Source organism: Octadecabacter antarcticus 307, from assembly GCF_000155675.2.
In the GTDB taxonomy this organism is placed as follows: domain Bacteria; phylum Pseudomonadota; class Alphaproteobacteria; order Rhodobacterales; family Rhodobacteraceae; genus Octadecabacter; species Octadecabacter antarcticus.
In genome coordinates this window covers 2,916,176-2,931,836 of sequence record NC_020911.1, presented here as the reverse complement: position 1 = coordinate 2,931,836, position 15,661 = coordinate 2,916,176, and the positions used below count along the sequence as shown (strand labels likewise).

Below are 15,661 nucleotides of genomic sequence, written 5' to 3'. Positions count from 1 at the left end.
TGTCCAGTTTTGCCGGACCACTTCAACCCTTTATGTCAGCCAGCAACTCATGCCAGCTTTGCGCGCTCTCCCTAAGGCCGACCTGAAAGCCAATCAGTTCTTTCTTGCCCTCAGGTGTTGCGCCGATGATCCTCAGCATACATTCAGCATTTTCCTCCATCCGGGCCTGTAGATAGACGCCATCCGCCCAGATGTAGACGTAGTGACGTGCGGACAGGTCACGCCATATCCAGGTGTCATATTGTGCCTGCCATCCTGCCGTCAGTCGCGATATGACGCTTGGCGACAGGTGGGGCGCATCAGGGCCCATAATGGCTGAGAGCGCCTCTTGGAAATCACCCGTCGAAATGCCCTTCAGATACAGCACCGGTAGCAAGGCATCCAAGCTCACCGAGCGGCGCGCCCACTTCGGTAGTATGCTCGACGTAAACCGGATCTTTTTGGACGGATCAGGTGTCGCCAGCCGGTCGCGCACCTTGGGAGGCTGGACATCCAGAGCACCAATGCCGGTTTGGATCTGCCGCTCAGGGCCAAATCCATGCCGCACGATCCGCTGGCGGCCATCATCCAACTGCTCATCGACAAAACTGGTGACAAATGCATCAGCCTCAGTTTTCAGCGCTTCCGCCAGCATCCGGCGCGTGCCCTCCCGCGCAAGTTCAGTCAAAGGATCTGCCATAGTTTCCGATTGGCTAAATGGCAGGATGTTTGTATCGTTCTTCATAGGCGTATTGCTCCTTGTGAGGTTCTGGCTGGCTTCAACACCTGCCACAATACGCCGCCCTTCAAATCACGCCATCACCCAAATTCCCGCATAACTCGAAGTCGCCGCCACAGGGTGCGACCCAGGTTTGTGGCTTAGCTAAGATGCATCTGGCTTACGTTTAGCTCGCTTTTCGTGTCTCGGCTTGGTTGAGGTAGCCTAGGAGACTTTTTGCACTCATGGCTTGCTAATGTTTTCTAGATACGTGTCATATTCTGTAACCGCTGTCCGCATTTCGTCCATATATGAATGTCGGTTGTAGACTGCCGCAACGCCGCTGATCGTTCCAGAAATATGATTCAGGAGTTTCTCTGTCACGTGGATCGGCGTACCGATCTTGGCATGGGTTGTGGCGAAGGTACGGCGAAGATCGTGCAAAGTGTAAGGCTCAATATTCTCGAGGGAAGCATCAAAGCGTTCTTTGCTTTTACCCCACCCATTAAAAACAGTTCCTGTCTCGGATCGAGATGGAAATAGATGAGGGCCTATCTCAGGGATGGTTTCCAGCACTGCTTCGACGAGATCAGCGTAGGGCAGGGTCTGCACTCGCTTGTTTTTGGTCACATCTGCGGGGATCGTGATAGTCCGTTCACCATGGCTGATCCAGTCCCATCTCATTGAGGCAACTTCGCTGCGACGCATTCCAGTTAGCACCAACAGCGAGATAATCGGCCCGAAGGGGTAGGGATGTTCTAGGGATACTTTGTAAGCTTGGATCAGTTCTTGGTCGGTCAGCACGTGATCTCTAGCTTGCGGCTTGGTTGGAGGCTTCATTGAGGCAATAGGGCTCTGATCAACATACTGCTCTCGCACTGCCCAATTCATCAGTGTTCGGATCACCACGAAGGCGTGGTTCTGTTCTGAGGAAGATGTTTTTATTTTGCGAATACGTGTCTGAATGTCTGTGCGGGTGATTTCATCCAAGCGTTTGCGACCAAATCGGAAGTGGGCGTCTAGACGTTTTCGATAGTAGTCCACGGTATTTTTCTTGTTCTTAGTTTCACAGGCTTCAAGAAAGAGATCACGGGCGTCTTTGTATGAGATGGTTCTATTCTGTTGAACACCTAACGTTATCTGAGCGAGTAACTTCTTTGCTTGGCCACGGGCTTGCTTGAGGGTGATGGTTGGGTATCGACCAAGTGTCTCCCGCTGACGGTTTACACCATGTACAACAACAAAGGATTTACTGCCCCCCTGTGAGACCCGAACACCAAAGCCTGATATTGTCTCATCCCAATATGTTGCCTGACCACGCTCAGGTAGAGGTAGGGATTTGAGTGTGATCTCGGTGAGTATGACTTTCGGCATTTCTTAGGCTCACTATAGGCTCTAAAATATCGAGTGTAGTGGTGGTTTTTGATGGTGTGCTATGTTCATGTATATCACTTATCTAACTGTTATAAAACATATTAAATTGGTGTATGTTCAGCTATGTTTTTCGAGTAACGAGAATTGAAAATCCTCGTGTCGGTGGTTCGATTCCGCCCCTGGGCACCATTTAACATATTGGTTTATATCAATAAATATTACTAACTGCACAAAGGCTATGACCGCCGCATTTGTCCTGGGTGCGGTATGGGTGTCGAAGGCTTCACATTCGGAAAACACCGGCTGCTATCTGGGTAGGGCTGCGATTGTCCCTGCTAGCTCGCTTTGGTTTCCGATACCGAGTGTCGGTAAAATGGCACTCAAGATTTCAGCAACCTTAGTTTCGGATGACCCAACTTCGTTATTAATCGCTGTTTTGATACTAATTTCGTGGAGCGAAGGGTGACTAAGTAGAAAGCGTTGGCGATCCCAGATAAATGCCCACCTTTGTTCTAGCCACGGGATGAGGCTCTCTGCAAAAACTCGATAATTCCCTATCTGTTGCGCAACTTGCAACGATTTGAACGCGACCTCATAAACCTGACGAGGTGTACCTTGTCGGTCAGCTGTAGCTACGAGCCTTTCTATAAGCAAAAGTTTTGCTAAATCTGTATGGAAATCTGGTGTAGGCCCATCGGTTCGCAGACGATCCAAAACCTCTGGTCGTATCGAGAACCCTGATGCCTCAGCGATTTCCATAGCCGCTGGCAACATCTCAAGCGCGTTGCCTTTAAACAAAAAGTTGGCACAAAAGAGCAAAATGAACTGCTCAGTTAGGTTTTGCAGTTTTGCTTGCTGTACAGTCGTAGCCAAAGGGAATGTGCCATAAGTTATATCTTTGATGTCAAGGCCACCGGAGATTGTCCCATTCGACTGGACGAACGAGAAATAAGAAATCGTGTCACGCAAGGCGCTGATGAATAGCCTTGTATCAAGTAGTGTTATGGCCTTCTTCATTTTGGCCGAACCTAAAAGCATCTGTCCCTCAAGAACCGGGCCCGCGGGCAAAAAACGCTCTAAGTTTTCTGTAATACCAACTTCGATCAATGCATGATTTTCGACTGTAGCAAGCATGTACCAAGCCATTTCAATCGGAGTGTAAAACGCACAGCAATAATGGGCCACAGAAACGGCTGCGACATAGCGCAGTTGTAGCGGAGTAAAATTCCGCCAGTTTGTGCCCTTCGTTTATTCGGAGGGCGGGAGATGTATTCTGTGGATATTTATAATCGTGTGCGCCGCGCTTGTTTGAAGGACGGTATGTCAGCCCGAGAAGCGGCTCGATATTTTAACAAGGACCGTAAGACGATCGCGAAGATGCTGCGTCATGCACTGCCACCTGGTTACCGCCGTTCAGAAGCGCCACGTCGCCCAACGCTTGATGATTATGTCGGTGTTATCGACAAGATCCTGCGCACAGATAAGGCCCTGATCAAAAAGCAGCGGCATACAGCGAAGCGTATTTTTGAACGCCTGCGCGACGAACATCGGTATGCTGGCAGCCTGACGACGGTGACTTATTACGTTCGGGAGCAAAAGCGGCGCACCAAAGAGGTGTTTGTGCCACTGTCGCATCGTCCGGGCCATGCACAGGTCGATTTTGGCGAGACCCTTGGCGTGATTGGCGGCGTAGAATGTAAGATCCACTTCTTCGTGATGAGCCTGCCGCATTCTGATGCTGTATTTGTGAAGGGGTATCCAGCTGAGACAACCGAGGCGTTTTGTGATGGCCATGTCTCGGCCTTTGCTTTCTTTGGCGGCATTCCGCAATCCATTCTCTACGACAATACCAAGATCGCCGTGGCTCGGATACTCGGGGACAGAACGCGCATCCGCACACGTCGGTTTACGGAGCTGCAGTCGCATTACTTGTTTGATGACAAGTTTGGCAGACCCGCGCGAGGGAACGATAAAGGCAACGTTGAGGGCATGGTTGGATACACCCGCCGCAACTTCATGGTTCCCGCACCTCGTTATGACAGCTTTGATGATCTGAACACACATTTGGAAGAGAAGTGTTTAGCACGTCAGGGCGATACGTTGCGGGGTCACACCCAAACTATAGGCGCACGCCTGATGTCGGATTTGGATGCTCTGATGGGATTGCCCATCGCAGAATATGAAGCCTGCGATCACGTCAGCACGCGGGCCACGTCAATCTCAATGGTGCGCTATCGCAGCAATGATTACTCGGTGCCAGTAGCCTATGCGCACCACGACGTTCACGTGCGTGGGTTTGTGCATGAGGTTATCATCGGCTGCGGCAACGAGATTATTGCGCGGCACAAACGATCCTACACATCAGCGGATATGATCTTTGACCCGTTGCACTTTTTGCCCCTGCTTGAACAAAAGGTGGGTGCCTTGGATCAGGCCGCGCCTTTGCAGGGTTGGAATTTGCCAGATGTATTTGCCACGCTGCACCGGCTGCTTGAAGCCAGAATGGGTAAGCCGGGCAAGCGGGAATATGTTCAGGTCCTTCGTCTGTTGGAGACGTTCGAAATGGATGTTGTGCAGGGTGCGATCCAGCATGCCATTGATCTGGGCGCGATTGGGTATGACGCTGTAAAACATCTTGTGCTGTGCAGAGTTGAGAAGCGGCCACCGCGATTGGATTTGGACTTCTATCCCTACTTGCCCAAGGCCAATGTCGGCACAACACGCCCGTCCAGTTACATGAGCCTGATGGGGAGGACGGCGGCATGACTGAAGCCCCTCAGATCCTTCTGCGGCATCATCTTAAACAACTGCGACTGCCAACGTTCCAAGGCGAGTATGCCAAACAGGCGCAGCTCTGTGCTGCAGAGAACAAAGACCACATCCACTACTTGGCGCGCTTGTGTGAGATGGAGTTGATCGACCGTGAACGGCGGATGATTGAACGTCGGATCAAAGCGGCGAAGTTCCCCAGCACCAAAAGCTTGGACAGCTTTGACTTCAAGATCATGCCCAGCTTGAACAAGCCGCTGACGATGGATCTGGCGCGTTGCGACTACGTGGATCGCAGGGAGAATATCATCGCCCTTGGCCCCTCAGGCACGGGCAAGACGCACATCGCTTTGGGACTTGGGTTGGCTGCGTGTCAGAGGGGACTGAAGGTTCGCTTCACAACGGCGGCAGCATTGGTCCATGACCTGATTGAAGCCCAAGATGAGCGGAGATTGCAGCGCCTTCAAAAACATCTGACAAGCCAGAACCTGTTGATCATTGACGAACTGGGCTTTGTGCCCCTCAGCAAATCGGGCGCGGAATTGCTCTTTGAAGTCATATCCCAATGCTACGAACGCGGGTCCATCATCATAACCTCGAACCTGCCCTTCGATGAATGGACCGAGGTCTTTGGCTCTGAGCGCCTGACAGGCGCGTTACTGGACCGTTTGACCCACCACGTCCACATTCTTGAGATGAACGGCGAAAGCTACAGGCTCAAACACAGCCGTAACAAACAAAAGTAAGCCCCATCCAGATCAGAACAATGGTGGCCCTAGGGCCAACATGCGCTTTGGCGCGCGTTAGCTATATGACAAGCACGCCCACCAAAGCGCCACACAAACATCACCCGAAATGGCCCCTTCTTACCCCGCGACAGAGGTCCCATTTTACTCTGCGATTGACACCAACCGAGATCATCGATGATCAAGCCCTTAAGGCCGAAGTCCCTCAATGAGTCTGCTGACTGAAACAAGACCTGTGCGACCTGTTCACGAGACTGGCCTCTCAAATTTATACTGGCCCAATCGCCCCCATTGCTATGTGCAAGAACACGCGCTGCGACTGTCTTTCCCATCCCAGCAGCACCGGAAATCCAGCAAACCCCCAAGGTCTCTAATGTTTGTCGAAGTTTTTGAAGGGCCTCGGTTCTATCTGCGAGAGCCTTTGGCAGGGGTGTTTCCGACACGGGGCTAGGCCGGACAAGTTGAGCGTTTGAAAGTTCGGTCTGCGAGGGCACCGATGCTGACAAGGCTCTCGCCATTAGTTGGTTCTGCACGTCGAATTGAGCCTTGTTTAGGGTCACGTGTGTGGCCTTCTCCAAAAGCTCTTCTAGGCCATTTCGGTCTATGAAGCGTTCATCACGATTGGGGTTTGTAGAAAGCTTTAAGATGGCTAACAGTATATTGGCTGTGCATGCTTGCGCTTGCGAGTGCACTCCACCTCTATCCAACAGAAACTTTGAAATTCTCGAATTAACTTGCCGAGCCAGAAAGCGAGTTTCAGTGGCTCCACAATCAAAGTGAATTCTTTTGAGTAACTTTTCACGAAGGCTATTGTCATCAAGGTTATCGACGAAGTCTTTCGTCTTTTTGGAAAGCTTAGAGTTCCCTAGCACTCGACGCAGCTCAGTCAGATCCCCTGATCTTGCTAAGTCCCGCCACGCGTCCAAAGTAGGCAAATCGCCCACTCGTTCGTGAAGTTTCTTCTCTTTTCCAATAGTGGAGGTCGTAAGGTGACGTAGTGTGACCTTCAAACTCGGGTTGTTAGCCTGCAATTCGACAAAGCTGTCAATGCTAGCGACAATATCATCCGAGTTTATGGTAACGCGTGCAGCAGTATCCTTAACTTGAACGGCTTGCAGCGCATTTTTTGCCGCAACGGCATAGTCCTCGGCCACCTCCAGAAAAAGAAACTCATCCTCTTTCAATTCAGTCCAAGCAAGGGCTGATTGATAGACTTGATACACGTAACCCCGAAGGGAATCGATGGCTTCTCTAGCCGTATCCCCAACGGGAGTTTTTTCTGGGGGCATTAACTACTCAACTCAAAGACCTAGTAAAGGCTTATCCCCTTTGCTCCGGCGGCACCTGATGTAGTGTGAAGCGGCTTGCCAATCTACAATGTTCTTGTATTGTTCTACCCATGCCAGCCAGATGGAAAAACGACAAACCCATGTCCCGCCCGGCGTTCGACGCCAGGTTTTCTGATGAGGAAGCGTGTTCGCATTATCTGGCGGAACATCGTTGGCCTGAGGGCTTTGTGTGTCCTTCCTGTGGCACCTGCAAGGGCTGGCCGTTAAAGCGAAATCGCGCGACTTGGGAATGTGCCGGTTGCGCACGGCAGACATCCGTGACGGCTGGCACGGTGATGCACAGCAGCCATTTGCCGTTGCGAATTTGGTTTCTTGCCGCGCACATCATCACCAGCCATTCCAACGGCATGTCAGCGCTGCAACTTCAGGCGCAACTTGGCCTTGGCAGCTACAAGACGGCGTGGCTCCTCTTGCAAAAGCTGCGGCGGTCGATGGTCAACCCTGACCGCAACCCCCTGAAAGACCTTGTCGAGATCGATGAAACAGAGATTCCGTTCCGGTCCCGGCATGATCCCGAGGACCGGCCAAAGGGTGGGCGGAGCCCGGTCGGAAAGATGTTTGTCGTCTGCGCCGTCGAGTTATCAAGAGACGGACATCCGCGCCGTATCAGGATGAAACACATTCCCGACGGCGCATCAAAGACGCTACACGGGTTCATTGGTCAGGCTGTAGAGCCTGGCGCTCACGTCATCACGGATGGCTGGCTAGGTTACGAAAATCCCCCTGCAAACACGCATGAGGCGAAGGTCGTCAGCGGCAAGAAGGCACATGACATACTCCACTGGGTCCACCGCGTGTTCTCCAACCTAAAAACGTGGGCAAAAGGCGTCTTCCACGGCCTCAGAAAATGCCATCTGCAACGCTATCTCGACGAATTTGTGTTCCGCTGGAACCGACGGCGACACATGCGAAGCGCCTTCGACACGCTGCTGGGGATCGGTGTTGGTATTGGCCCAGCGACATATCGTGATTTTGTTGAACAGCGCGCCTGAAGGCCCTTGTTCACGGCAAAAGCCACGCCCCATAAACCCACCAGATGTTACAAACTGATCCGATCCGCCTCTCAAGCCACAAGGGCGAGGTTCTGCGCCGCGTCAACATGTGGGGCAACCGGACTAAAAGGGATAAGCCTTTAACCGACATTTGGGGTTCTCGGTTAACTATTAAGTAGTTCGATCACGGCATCAGCGCCAGCGGGACTGGTAATTGCTAATGCCATTGGAGCTGCGCCACCAAGGTCCGGGTTAGGTTTCTCGAGAAACCGCATCACCAGCGCACCGTTGCCGTGGTAAACTCTGTCTGCAACCACGTATGCCCGCGCAAAATCATATAGAACCTGACTTTTCACTGGACTTAAAGGGATCTTTTCGGTTTTCGCTCGACGAAAGGCCCGTTCTGAGATGAGGTTTAGCTCCGGCTGTGAATTTAGTACCTCTAAAATTTTCTCTACGGATGCGGTAGGAAGTCCCTCTGAAACTTGGGCACTCAGTGAAACTGTGTCATTGATTTCTTCAGGTAACCCTAAAAGCTCTGAAACTCGATTGATATCTGTTGCGCGTGTGAGTTTGCCATTCATTGTCATTCTCCTTTTGCGCGACCCGCTAACAGCAATGCCAATGTATCACAACAAGCCGGGCTTAGATGCGACGGAAAGCTTGTGCGTGGCGCCGATTTCTGAGGTATTCACTTTGTGGAAAACTATGAGGATTGGGCACTAGTGAAGTGGCCCTGCTTTTCAGGACAGGTATGTGGCTTGGCTAAGATGCATCTGATTTATGTTCATGCCGCTTTTCGTATCTCCGCATGGCCAAAGTATGCGATGTCCGGTGTTCGCTTATCAAGGGCCGTGTGAGGGCGTTCTGAGTTGTAGAACCCAATCCATGTATCGATGATCCGTTTTGCTTGGAACCCATCGGTGATTTCATGCAAGTAAACGGCCTCCTGCTTCAGGGATCGCCACAGACGTTCGATGAAGATATTGTCGAGATAGCGGCCGCGTCCGTCCATTGATATTTTGATGTTGGCTTCGGTCAAATTTGTGATCCAACCCGCGCCAGTGTATTGGCTGCCCTGGACGTGTTCGTGATCTCTGGCTTGCCGTATCGGGCGATAGCCTCCTCCAGCGCCTCAACACAGAAGCTAGCATCCAGCGTATTTGAGAGCCGCCAAGTCAGCACTTTTCGCGTTGCCCAGTCCATGATCGCCACCAGATACAAAAAACCATTCTTGACGGGTATGTAGGTGATGTCGCTGCACCAGACCTGATTGGGTCGGGTGATTGCCAACTTTCTCAGCAGGTATGGATAAATGCGGTGCTGTGGGTGCTTCTTGCTGGTGTTCGGCCCCTTGTAGATGGCCTACAACCCCCTCTCAGCGATGCTTTGCATCGCCTGCCGGGCACAAGGCATGATGTTCATCATGCGACGAACACGATGCCGACCCGCAGAGAACCCTGACTGGGGCAAATAGGCTGCTATCTGTCGGCTGCCAAAGAATGGATATTTCGTAAATATCCGATCAATCTCATGCATCAGCTTAAGCGTCTCAGCATTCACCCCAACTGGTGTGTAATAGATCGACGAACGGCTGATCTTGAGCAGCTTACACTGGCGCGTCAGGCTCAGTTTTGTGTTCTCTTTGCGGACCATCTCGCGGCGTTTTGATGGGCTCACCCCGGTGAATTCGCTTTAGCGAAATAACCTGTCTTCAGCCCTTGTGACAAAAAAACGTTCTCCACCGCTAACTGACCAATCTTGGCGTGCAGCTCTTTAATCTCACCGGCCTTGTTCTCAGCCTTTTTGACCTTGTCGGTAAAAAACCCGGCCATGCCTTCGATCGCCTGTCGTTTCCATGTGCTCACCTGGGTTGGGTGGAGCTGCCGCTTGGCCGCAATCTCCTGAACCGTCTTGTCACCGCGCAGCGCCTCAAGCGCCACAGTAGCTTTAAAGTTGTCTGAAAAGTTCCGTCGCTTTGTCATCCTCGCATCCATTCGTTCGTGTTGGATACATCTTAGCACGCTGTCCAGTTTTGCCGGACCACTTCAATTATATTTTGTTGACCGTTCCTGTACTAAAGCCTCTTGCTCGCCGACAGCATATTGCTGGGCTGCGGTCTTAGAGGTATTAAGCCTCAGGTCGTCCGCGCGAGTGGAATTGTCCGCAGCTGCGATGCTTGTGAACAGGCTCAAGGCGAGGCTCGTCGTTGTAATCAGTTTCATGGCTTTTCCTTTCGTTTCAGTCAATTCAGTTTTGCTTCCCGCTTGAAGGAACGAAGTTTTGGAGGTTTTCCATCCTCGTTCAGGGCGCATCTCTCCGTTCAGGCTGCGGACGCGGCGGGATAGCCTGCTTCTTCAAGCACGGCTTCTAATTCGGCGCGCGACGCATTTGACGTCACCACGACCTTCCGGTTCGGCGGATCGGTCGCGATATCGGCCTTGGCATCCACGGAACGAATTTCAGCGATCACGCTTTTCGCGCAGCCGCCGCAGGACATGTTTTTGATGTGAAACTGCATGAGAATCTACTTGGTTTAGCTCATGCATAGCCAAATGGGGTCTCCCACCGTTGGAAGGTCAAGAGGCAAAAAAATTATTATCTTTCCCTTGGCCTTACCATCGCTGGAAGTCCCATCTTCATTTGTGAGTGATAGATTCGAAAAAAGGAGATGGTGATGAACGCACCGGTAAGAACGCATTCGCAAGATCAGGATAAGGTGTATTTGCCAATCGAAGGGATGACCTGCGCCTCTTGCGTCGGCCGTGTCGAGGCGGCGTTGAAAGCCGTGCCCGGCGTCGTCAGCGCAAACGTGAATCTGGCAACGGAGAAGGCCGAGATAACGCTGTCTGCCCCGGTCGCGCGCGACGTGCTGGCGGCCGCGGTTCGAGGCGTCGGGTACGATGTTCCGACCGGCTCGATCGACCTGGCGATCAGCGGCATGACCTGCGCCTCCTGCGTCGGCCGGGTGGAAAAGGCGCTGAAGGCGGTGCCCGGCGTGGCCACCGCCACAGTCAACCTGGCGACCGAGCGAGCCCACGTGACGGGGGACGCGGACCTGGCGGCGTTGATCGAGGCGGTCGCGAAGACCGGCTATGACGCAAAGCCCATCGACCGGAGCGGCGACGAACATGCCGAAACGGCGGCCCGCAAAGATGCAGAGGAAGCCGCACTCAAGCGCGACCTGACCCTGGCGGCCGCATTGACGGTTCCTGTTTTCGTTCTGGAGATGGGCAGCCACCTCATTCCTGGCATGCATGAGCTGATCATGAACACGATCGGCCTGCAGGCTAACTGGTACATCCAGTTCGGCTTCACGCTGCTGGTACTCGCCATTCCGGGGATCCGCTTCTACACCCACGGCTTTCCGATGCTGCTGCGCGGCGCGCCGGACATGAACAGCCTTGTCGCGGTCGGCACGTCCGCCGCGTTCCTCTATTCGGTCGTGGCGACCTTCGCGCCGTCCCTGCTGCCCGCCGGTACGGTGAACGTCTATTTCGAGGCGGCCGTCGTCATCGTCACTCTGATCCTGCTCGGCCGGTATCTCGAAGCGCGCGCCAAGGGCCGCACGTCGGAGGCAATCAAGCGCCTCGTCGGCCTCCAGCCCAAGATGGCGCGCGTGCGCCGTGAAGGCCAGACCACCGAGGTCGCCGTCGCCGACGTCGCCCCCGGCGATATCATCGAGGTGCGGCCCGGCGAGCGGGTGCCGGTCGACGGCGCGGTGATCGAAGGCAAGAGCTATATCGACGAGTCCATGATCACCGGCGAGCCGGTTCCTGTCCAAAAATCGAAAGGCGCTGAAGTGGTTGGCGGTACGGTCAACCAGACTGGTGCGCTGGCTTTCGAGGCGACCGCCGTTGGGGCCAATACGATGCTTGCGCAGATCATCCGCATGGTCGAGGAAGCGCAGGGATCGAAACTGCCGATCCAGGCCGTGGTCGACAAGGTGACGATGTGGTTCGTGCCCGCTGTCATGCTGGCAGCCACGGCGACCTTCATCGTCTGGATGATCTGGGGGCCCGAACCCGCGCTCACCTTCGGTCTGGTCAACGCGGTGGCCGTCCTGATCATCGCATGCCCCTGCGCCATGGGCCTCGCCACGCCGACCTCGATCATGGTGGGCACCGGGCGCGGAGCTGAGATGGGCGTGCTCTTCCGCAGAGGCGAAGCCTTGCAGCTTCTGAAAGAGGCGAAGGTCGTGGCACTCGACAAGACAGGCACCCTTACCGAAGGCAAACTGGACTTGTCACGCTTACGTTCCGGTCTCTGAACTCTTTTATGCGGCCTTTCGTTCAAATGCCAAGGGGCTTTTACCACCTAGCGACGAGTGCCTGCGCCTTGGATTATAAAATCCGTTGATATACTGGAATATAGCACCTTCTGCCTGACGGCGTGTATCCCATCGGTTACGCCAGATCAGCTCAGCCTTGATGGATTTAAAGAACGTCTCAACCATAGAGTTGAAGCTCCTATATTCGTCAAGCAGCAATTTTGATGGTTTGTGGCACGCAGAGTTGGCTGTAAATCTCCCGGACGATGTAACGCTTCAGGCATCGAATGATTTCGCTTTTGCTTTTGCCATCTTTCGTACGTTTTTTGACATAAGCAAGCGTCGGTTCGTGGCTGCGCATCCTGACGATGGCGACACGGTAGAGCGCAGCGTTGGCTTGTCTGTTTCCTCCTCTGTTGAGACGGAAACGGTGCGTTTTCCCACTTGATGCAGGGATGGGACAAACGCCACAGAGTTTGGCAAATGCAGCCTCAGATCGGATGCGCGTGGGATCATCGCCAACGAGGATTAGCATCTCTGCGACTGTCATTGTCGCAATTCCGTGGGATTGCATCAGGTCCGGAGCGCGTTTGATGACAAGTCGCTCCAGTTCTTTATCGTGACCCAGAATCTCTTCATGTAGCAATAGCCACCGTCGTGCCAAAGCTCGCATGGCTGCTTTGGCAGAAGCTAATGTATTAAGTATATCACCGGGTCTGAAGGCCGCGATATGCCGGATCAATCCGATCTTACCTTTGATCTGATCCAGTACTTCACGCAGATCAGCTGGTGCATTGATGATCAGTGTTTTCAGGGTCACCATCGCCTGTGAACGTGACTTAACAGCCGTGTCACGGGCTATCTTCAGATGCCTGATCATCTCCGACGATCCCGTTTGGGTTTTAGGGCGGGAATTTGCCTGTCCAGATAAAACTGACCGAGCGGCACCTTCTGCGTCGAGGCTGTCGGTCTTGCCTTGAGTATAGCGCAGCTGGCGATTGGGTCTCGTAACCTCAACAACATGGTGCCCTTGTGCAAGCAAGCAGCGCGATAGACCGGCACCGTAAGAGCCCGTCCCTTCGATTCCAAAAGCTTGGACATGACCCAGGCCACAAGACCAGCGTTCCAGTTCCAGATATCCCTTTGAGTTCGCAGGGATGGAAAGTGCTGCTAGGCGGGTGCCTTGCGTATCAATCGCGACAGCAACATGTGTTGCCTTATGCGTATCGATGCCGATGATAATTGGATGTCTGATCTTCATGTTGTCCCCTTAGGTTGAGAATGCCCAGGCAACATTCTGAGAGGACAGGACTGTGATGGGGCGTCCCCGTCATGCTCCTATGAGGTCACATCTCACCCGTCGCCGGGGCGACTTGACGGTCGACACGTCAATACAATGACACGCAGTCAATCGTAACATGGGTCAGGCCATCAAGCCGCAATACCATACTCACAATCATAACAATTTCCCTTGCCGCTCATCGAGATCTTGAAGCCGTGCTTGGACAGGCGCTTCTGATACTCATTTGAGCAATATTGCGAACCACGATCCGTATGGTGAATGCAATCCTCCGGTGGTTGGCGCAAAGCAACGGCCATATCTAACGCCCGGATTGCCAGATCCTTCTTCATGCGGTTACTGACAGCCCAGCCGATGACGCGGCGAGAATACAGGTCAAGGATGACGGCAAGATACAGCCAGCCCTCACTTGTCCAGATGTAGCTGATGTCGCCAGCCCATTTCTGATTGGGGCCAGTCGCTGAGAAATCTTGATCCAACAGATTTGGTGCGATGTTGAACGTGTGGTTGCTGTCCGTTGTCGCCTTGTACTTCTGGGTTCTGATGATCTTGATGCCATTCTCGCCCATCAGACGTCCGACCCTACGATGGCCCACCTTCAATCCCAATTCTTGCAGTTCCTCGGTCATCCGAGGCCGCCCATAGCTTTGCAGGCTTAAGCGATGCTGTTCACGGATATGAGCTAGGATCACCATATCATCTCGTTGTCGCTGGCTCATCGGGCGAACCCGCCACGCGCGGAAACCACGTGATGTGACCCGCATAACGCGGCACAGAAACTCAACTGGCCATTCTTCTTTCCAGACGTCGATGAAAGCAAACCTCACCGGCTTTGGCCTGCAAAGAAGATCGCCGCCTTTTTTAACACTTCCCTCTCCTCGCGCAGCAGACGGACTTCCTTGCGAAGCCGCGTGTTCTCCTTCTCAACGTCTTGATGCGGTCCTGACATCAGGTCATCGTGTTGATGCTGTTGAACCCATTTGTTCAGCGTCGAAAGCCCAACCCCTAAATCTGATGAAAGTTGAGGCCGCGTTAACCCACTCGTCGTCGCCATGCGCACCGCATCACGCCGAAACTCATCTGTGTATCTCTTTGCCATTCTCTATCTCCTTCATAGCAAACATTGCTCGAAAGAGACGGGAACTAAACCGTGACAAGACCAAACCGCTGACCGATCTTGATCTGGCCGAAGGTTTCGACCGGAAAGACGTTCTTGCCAGGATCGCGGCCGTCGAAGTTCAGTCCGAGCATCCCATCGCACGGGCCATCGTCGAAGCGGCCAAGGCCGAAGGGCTCGATCTGCCGAAAGTGACGGGGTTCGATTCTGTGACCGGGTTCGGCGTCGGAGCCAAAGTCGAAGGCGTACGTGTCGAGATTGGTGCCGACCGCTTCATGGCCAAGATCGGCCTCGATACGGCGCTGTTCAGAGAAACCGCCAACCGGCTCGGCGACGAAGGCAAGACCCCGCTTTACGTGGCGATCGACGGAAAGCTTGCCGCCATCGTGGCGGTCGCCGATCCCATCAAGGAGACGACGCCCGAGGCGATCAAAGCGCTGAATGATCTGGGGCTGAAGGTCGTGATGATCACCGGCGACAACCGCCGCACGGCGGAGGCCATCGCCCTACGTCTTGGCATCGACGAGATCGTGGCTGAGGTGCTGCCTGACGGCAAGGTGGACGCGGTGAAGCGCCTGAAAGCCAAGTATGGCCGACTGGCTTTCGTGGGCGACGGCATCAACGATGCGCCCGCGCTGGCCCAGGCCGACGTCGGCCTTGCCATCGGCACCGGCACCGATGTGGCCATCGAAGCGGCCGATGTGGTTCTGATGTCGGGCAGCCTGAAAGGTGTGCCGAACGCGATCGCGATCAGTCAGGCGACGATCCGCAACATCAAGCAGAACCTGTTCTGGGGCTTCGCCTACAACACGGCTCTGATCCCGGTGGCGGCGGGCGCGCTCTATCCCTCCTTTGGCCTGTTGCTGTCGCCGATCTTCGCAGCGGGTGCCATGGCACTCTCCAGCGTGTTCGTGCTGGGCAATGCGCTGCGATTGCGCCGTTTCAAGGCCCCGATGCAAGGCGATGTGGCTCCCGAGAGTGAAGCTGTGCAACAGCCGCATCTTGCCGCCGCAGAGTAAGCGCGAAAGAAAATCAGGCTCCGGGTCC

10 protein-coding genes, 1 tRNA gene and 6 pseudogenes are annotated in these 15,661 nt (G+C 53.9%); 6 read left to right on the top strand and 11 right to left on the bottom strand.

Annotated features, from left to right (window positions below):
• Window positions 1–28: 28 nt before the first annotated feature.
• Window positions 29–724, bottom strand: a pseudogene (locus OAN307_RS14900) (transposase); the annotation flags it as partial.
• Window positions 725–940: 216 nt separating this feature from the next.
• Window positions 941–2,071, bottom strand: a complete 1,131-nt coding sequence (locus tag OAN307_RS14895) for a tyrosine-type recombinase/integrase (protein ID WP_015500476.1) — start codon at window positions 2,069–2,071, stop codon at window positions 941–943.
• A gap of 98 nt (window positions 2,072–2,169) precedes the next feature.
• Here OAN307_RS14895 and OAN307_RS28660 point away from each other — a divergent pair.
• Window positions 2,170–2,260 (top strand) — tRNA-Phe (locus tag OAN307_RS28660).
• A 117-nt stretch (window positions 2,261–2,377) separates the two neighbouring features.
• Here OAN307_RS28660 and OAN307_RS14890 read toward each other — a convergent pair.
• The gene (locus OAN307_RS14890; RefSeq protein ID WP_015500475.1) at window positions 2,378–3,205 is read right to left on the bottom strand and encodes a hypothetical protein; all 828 of its coding nucleotides are present in this window, start codon (window positions 3,203–3,205) and stop codon (window positions 2,378–2,380) included.
• A gap of 132 nt (window positions 3,206–3,337) precedes the next feature.
• Between OAN307_RS14890 and istA the strand changes: the two genes are divergently transcribed.
• Together istA and istB are read left to right on the top strand one after the other, a co-directional pair.
• Window positions 3,338–4,837 carry an IS21 family transposase gene (istA, locus tag OAN307_RS14885; RefSeq protein WP_015497934.1) on the top strand — a complete coding sequence of 500 codons (1,500 nt, stop codon included), beginning with the start codon at window positions 3,338–3,340 and terminating at the stop codon, window positions 4,835–4,837.
• The gene (gene istB, locus OAN307_RS14880) at window positions 4,834–5,586 is read left to right on the top strand and encodes an IS21-like element helper ATPase IstB (protein ID WP_015497935.1); all 753 of its coding nucleotides are present in this window, start codon (window positions 4,834–4,836) and stop codon (window positions 5,584–5,586) included. Before istA ends, istB begins: the two co-directional genes overlap by 4 nt.
• Before the next feature lie 29 nt (window positions 5,587–5,615).
• On the opposite strand, the gene OAN307_RS14875 is transcribed toward istB, so the two are convergent.
• Window positions 5,616–6,875, bottom strand: coding sequence for a hypothetical protein (locus OAN307_RS14875; RefSeq protein WP_015500474.1), 1,260 nt, complete (start codon window positions 6,873–6,875; stop codon window positions 5,616–5,618).
• 110 nt (window positions 6,876–6,985) lie between these two features.
• On the opposite strand from OAN307_RS14875, the gene OAN307_RS14870 reads away from it, so the two are divergent.
• Window positions 6,986–7,927, top strand: a complete 942-nt coding sequence (locus tag OAN307_RS14870; RefSeq protein WP_015498511.1) for an IS1595-like element ISOan10 family transposase — start codon at window positions 6,986–6,988, stop codon at window positions 7,925–7,927.
• Between the two features lie 164 nt (window positions 7,928–8,091).
• Here the strand turns inward: OAN307_RS14870 and OAN307_RS14865 are convergent, their stop codons facing one another.
• The 4 genes and pseudogenes from OAN307_RS14865 to OAN307_RS14850 form a co-directional block, all read right to left on the bottom strand.
• Window positions 8,092–8,511 (bottom strand): antitoxin Xre/MbcA/ParS toxin-binding domain-containing protein, encoded by a 420-nt coding sequence (locus tag OAN307_RS14865; protein WP_015500473.1) that lies wholly within the window; start codon window positions 8,509–8,511, stop codon window positions 8,092–8,094.
• Window positions 8,512–8,714: 203 nt separating this feature from the next.
• Window positions 8,715–9,912: pseudogene (locus OAN307_RS28105) on the bottom strand (IS3 family transposase).
• Window positions 9,913–9,975: 63 nt separating this feature from the next.
• Window positions 9,976–10,152: a hypothetical protein gene (locus OAN307_RS29030; RefSeq protein WP_187292473.1), complete on the bottom strand. Its 177-nt coding sequence runs from the start codon at window positions 10,150–10,152 to the stop codon at window positions 9,976–9,978.
• A 98-nt stretch (window positions 10,153–10,250) separates the two neighbouring features.
• Window positions 10,251–10,448: a heavy-metal-associated domain-containing protein gene (locus tag OAN307_RS14850; protein ID WP_015500471.1), complete on the bottom strand. Its 198-nt coding sequence runs from the start codon at window positions 10,446–10,448 to the stop codon at window positions 10,251–10,253.
• A 156-nt stretch (window positions 10,449–10,604) separates the two neighbouring features.
• On the opposite strand from OAN307_RS14850, the pseudogene OAN307_RS14845 reads away from it, so the two are divergent.
• Window positions 10,605–12,182, top strand: a pseudogene (locus OAN307_RS14845) (heavy metal translocating P-type ATPase); the annotation flags it as partial.
• Window positions 12,183–12,203: 21 nt separating this feature from the next.
• On the opposite strand, the pseudogene OAN307_RS26595 reads toward OAN307_RS14845, so the two are convergent.
• The 3 genes and pseudogenes from OAN307_RS26595 to OAN307_RS14835 form a co-directional block, all read right to left on the bottom strand.
• Window positions 12,204–12,389 (bottom strand): annotated as a pseudogene (locus OAN307_RS26595) (IS3 family transposase); the annotation flags it as partial.
• Between the two features lie 16 nt (window positions 12,390–12,405).
• A complete protein-coding gene (locus OAN307_RS14840; RefSeq protein ID WP_015498857.1) occupies window positions 12,406–13,458 on the bottom strand; it encodes an IS110 family RNA-guided transposase in 1,053 nt (350 codons plus the stop codon).
• 194 nt (window positions 13,459–13,652) lie between these two features.
• A pseudogene (locus tag OAN307_RS14835) lies at window positions 13,653–14,596 on the bottom strand (IS3 family transposase); the annotation flags it as partial.
• A gap of 68 nt (window positions 14,597–14,664) precedes the next feature.
• Here OAN307_RS14835 and OAN307_RS14825 point away from each other — a divergent pair.
• A pseudogene (locus tag OAN307_RS14825) lies at window positions 14,665–15,633 on the top strand (HAD-IC family P-type ATPase); the annotation flags it as partial.
• Window positions 15,634–15,661 lie beyond the last annotated feature (28 nt).

Coding starts and splice junctions, on each gene's coding strand:
- OAN307_RS14895 (WP_015500476.1), bottom strand. CDS start 2,071: ATGCCGAAAGTCATACTCACCGAGATCACACTCAAATCCCTACCTCTA.
- OAN307_RS14890 (WP_015500475.1), bottom strand. CDS start 3,205: ATGCTTGCTACAGTCGAAAATCATGCATTGATCGAAGTTGGTATTACA.
- istA (WP_015497934.1), top strand. CDS start 3,338: ATGTATTCTGTGGATATTTATAATCGTGTGCGCCGCGCTTGTTTGAAG.
- istB (WP_015497935.1), top strand. CDS start 4,834: ATGACTGAAGCCCCTCAGATCCTTCTGCGGCATCATCTTAAACAACTG.
- OAN307_RS14875 (WP_015500474.1), bottom strand. CDS start 6,875: ATGCCCCCAGAAAAAACTCCCGTTGGGGATACGGCTAGAGAAGCCATC.
- OAN307_RS14870 (WP_015498511.1), top strand. CDS start 6,986: ATGCCAGCCAGATGGAAAAACGACAAACCCATGTCCCGCCCGGCGTTC.
- OAN307_RS14865 (WP_015500473.1), bottom strand. CDS start 8,511: ATGAATGGCAAACTCACACGCGCAACAGATATCAATCGAGTTTCAGAG.
- OAN307_RS29030 (WP_187292473.1), bottom strand. CDS start 10,152: ATGAAACTGATTACAACGACGAGCCTCGCCTTGAGCCTGTTCACAAGC.
- OAN307_RS14850 (WP_015500471.1), bottom strand. CDS start 10,448: ATGCAGTTTCACATCAAAAACATGTCCTGCGGCGGCTGCGCGAAAAGC.
- OAN307_RS14840 (WP_015498857.1), bottom strand. CDS start 13,458: ATGAAGATCAGACATCCAATTATCATCGGCATCGATACGCATAAGGCA.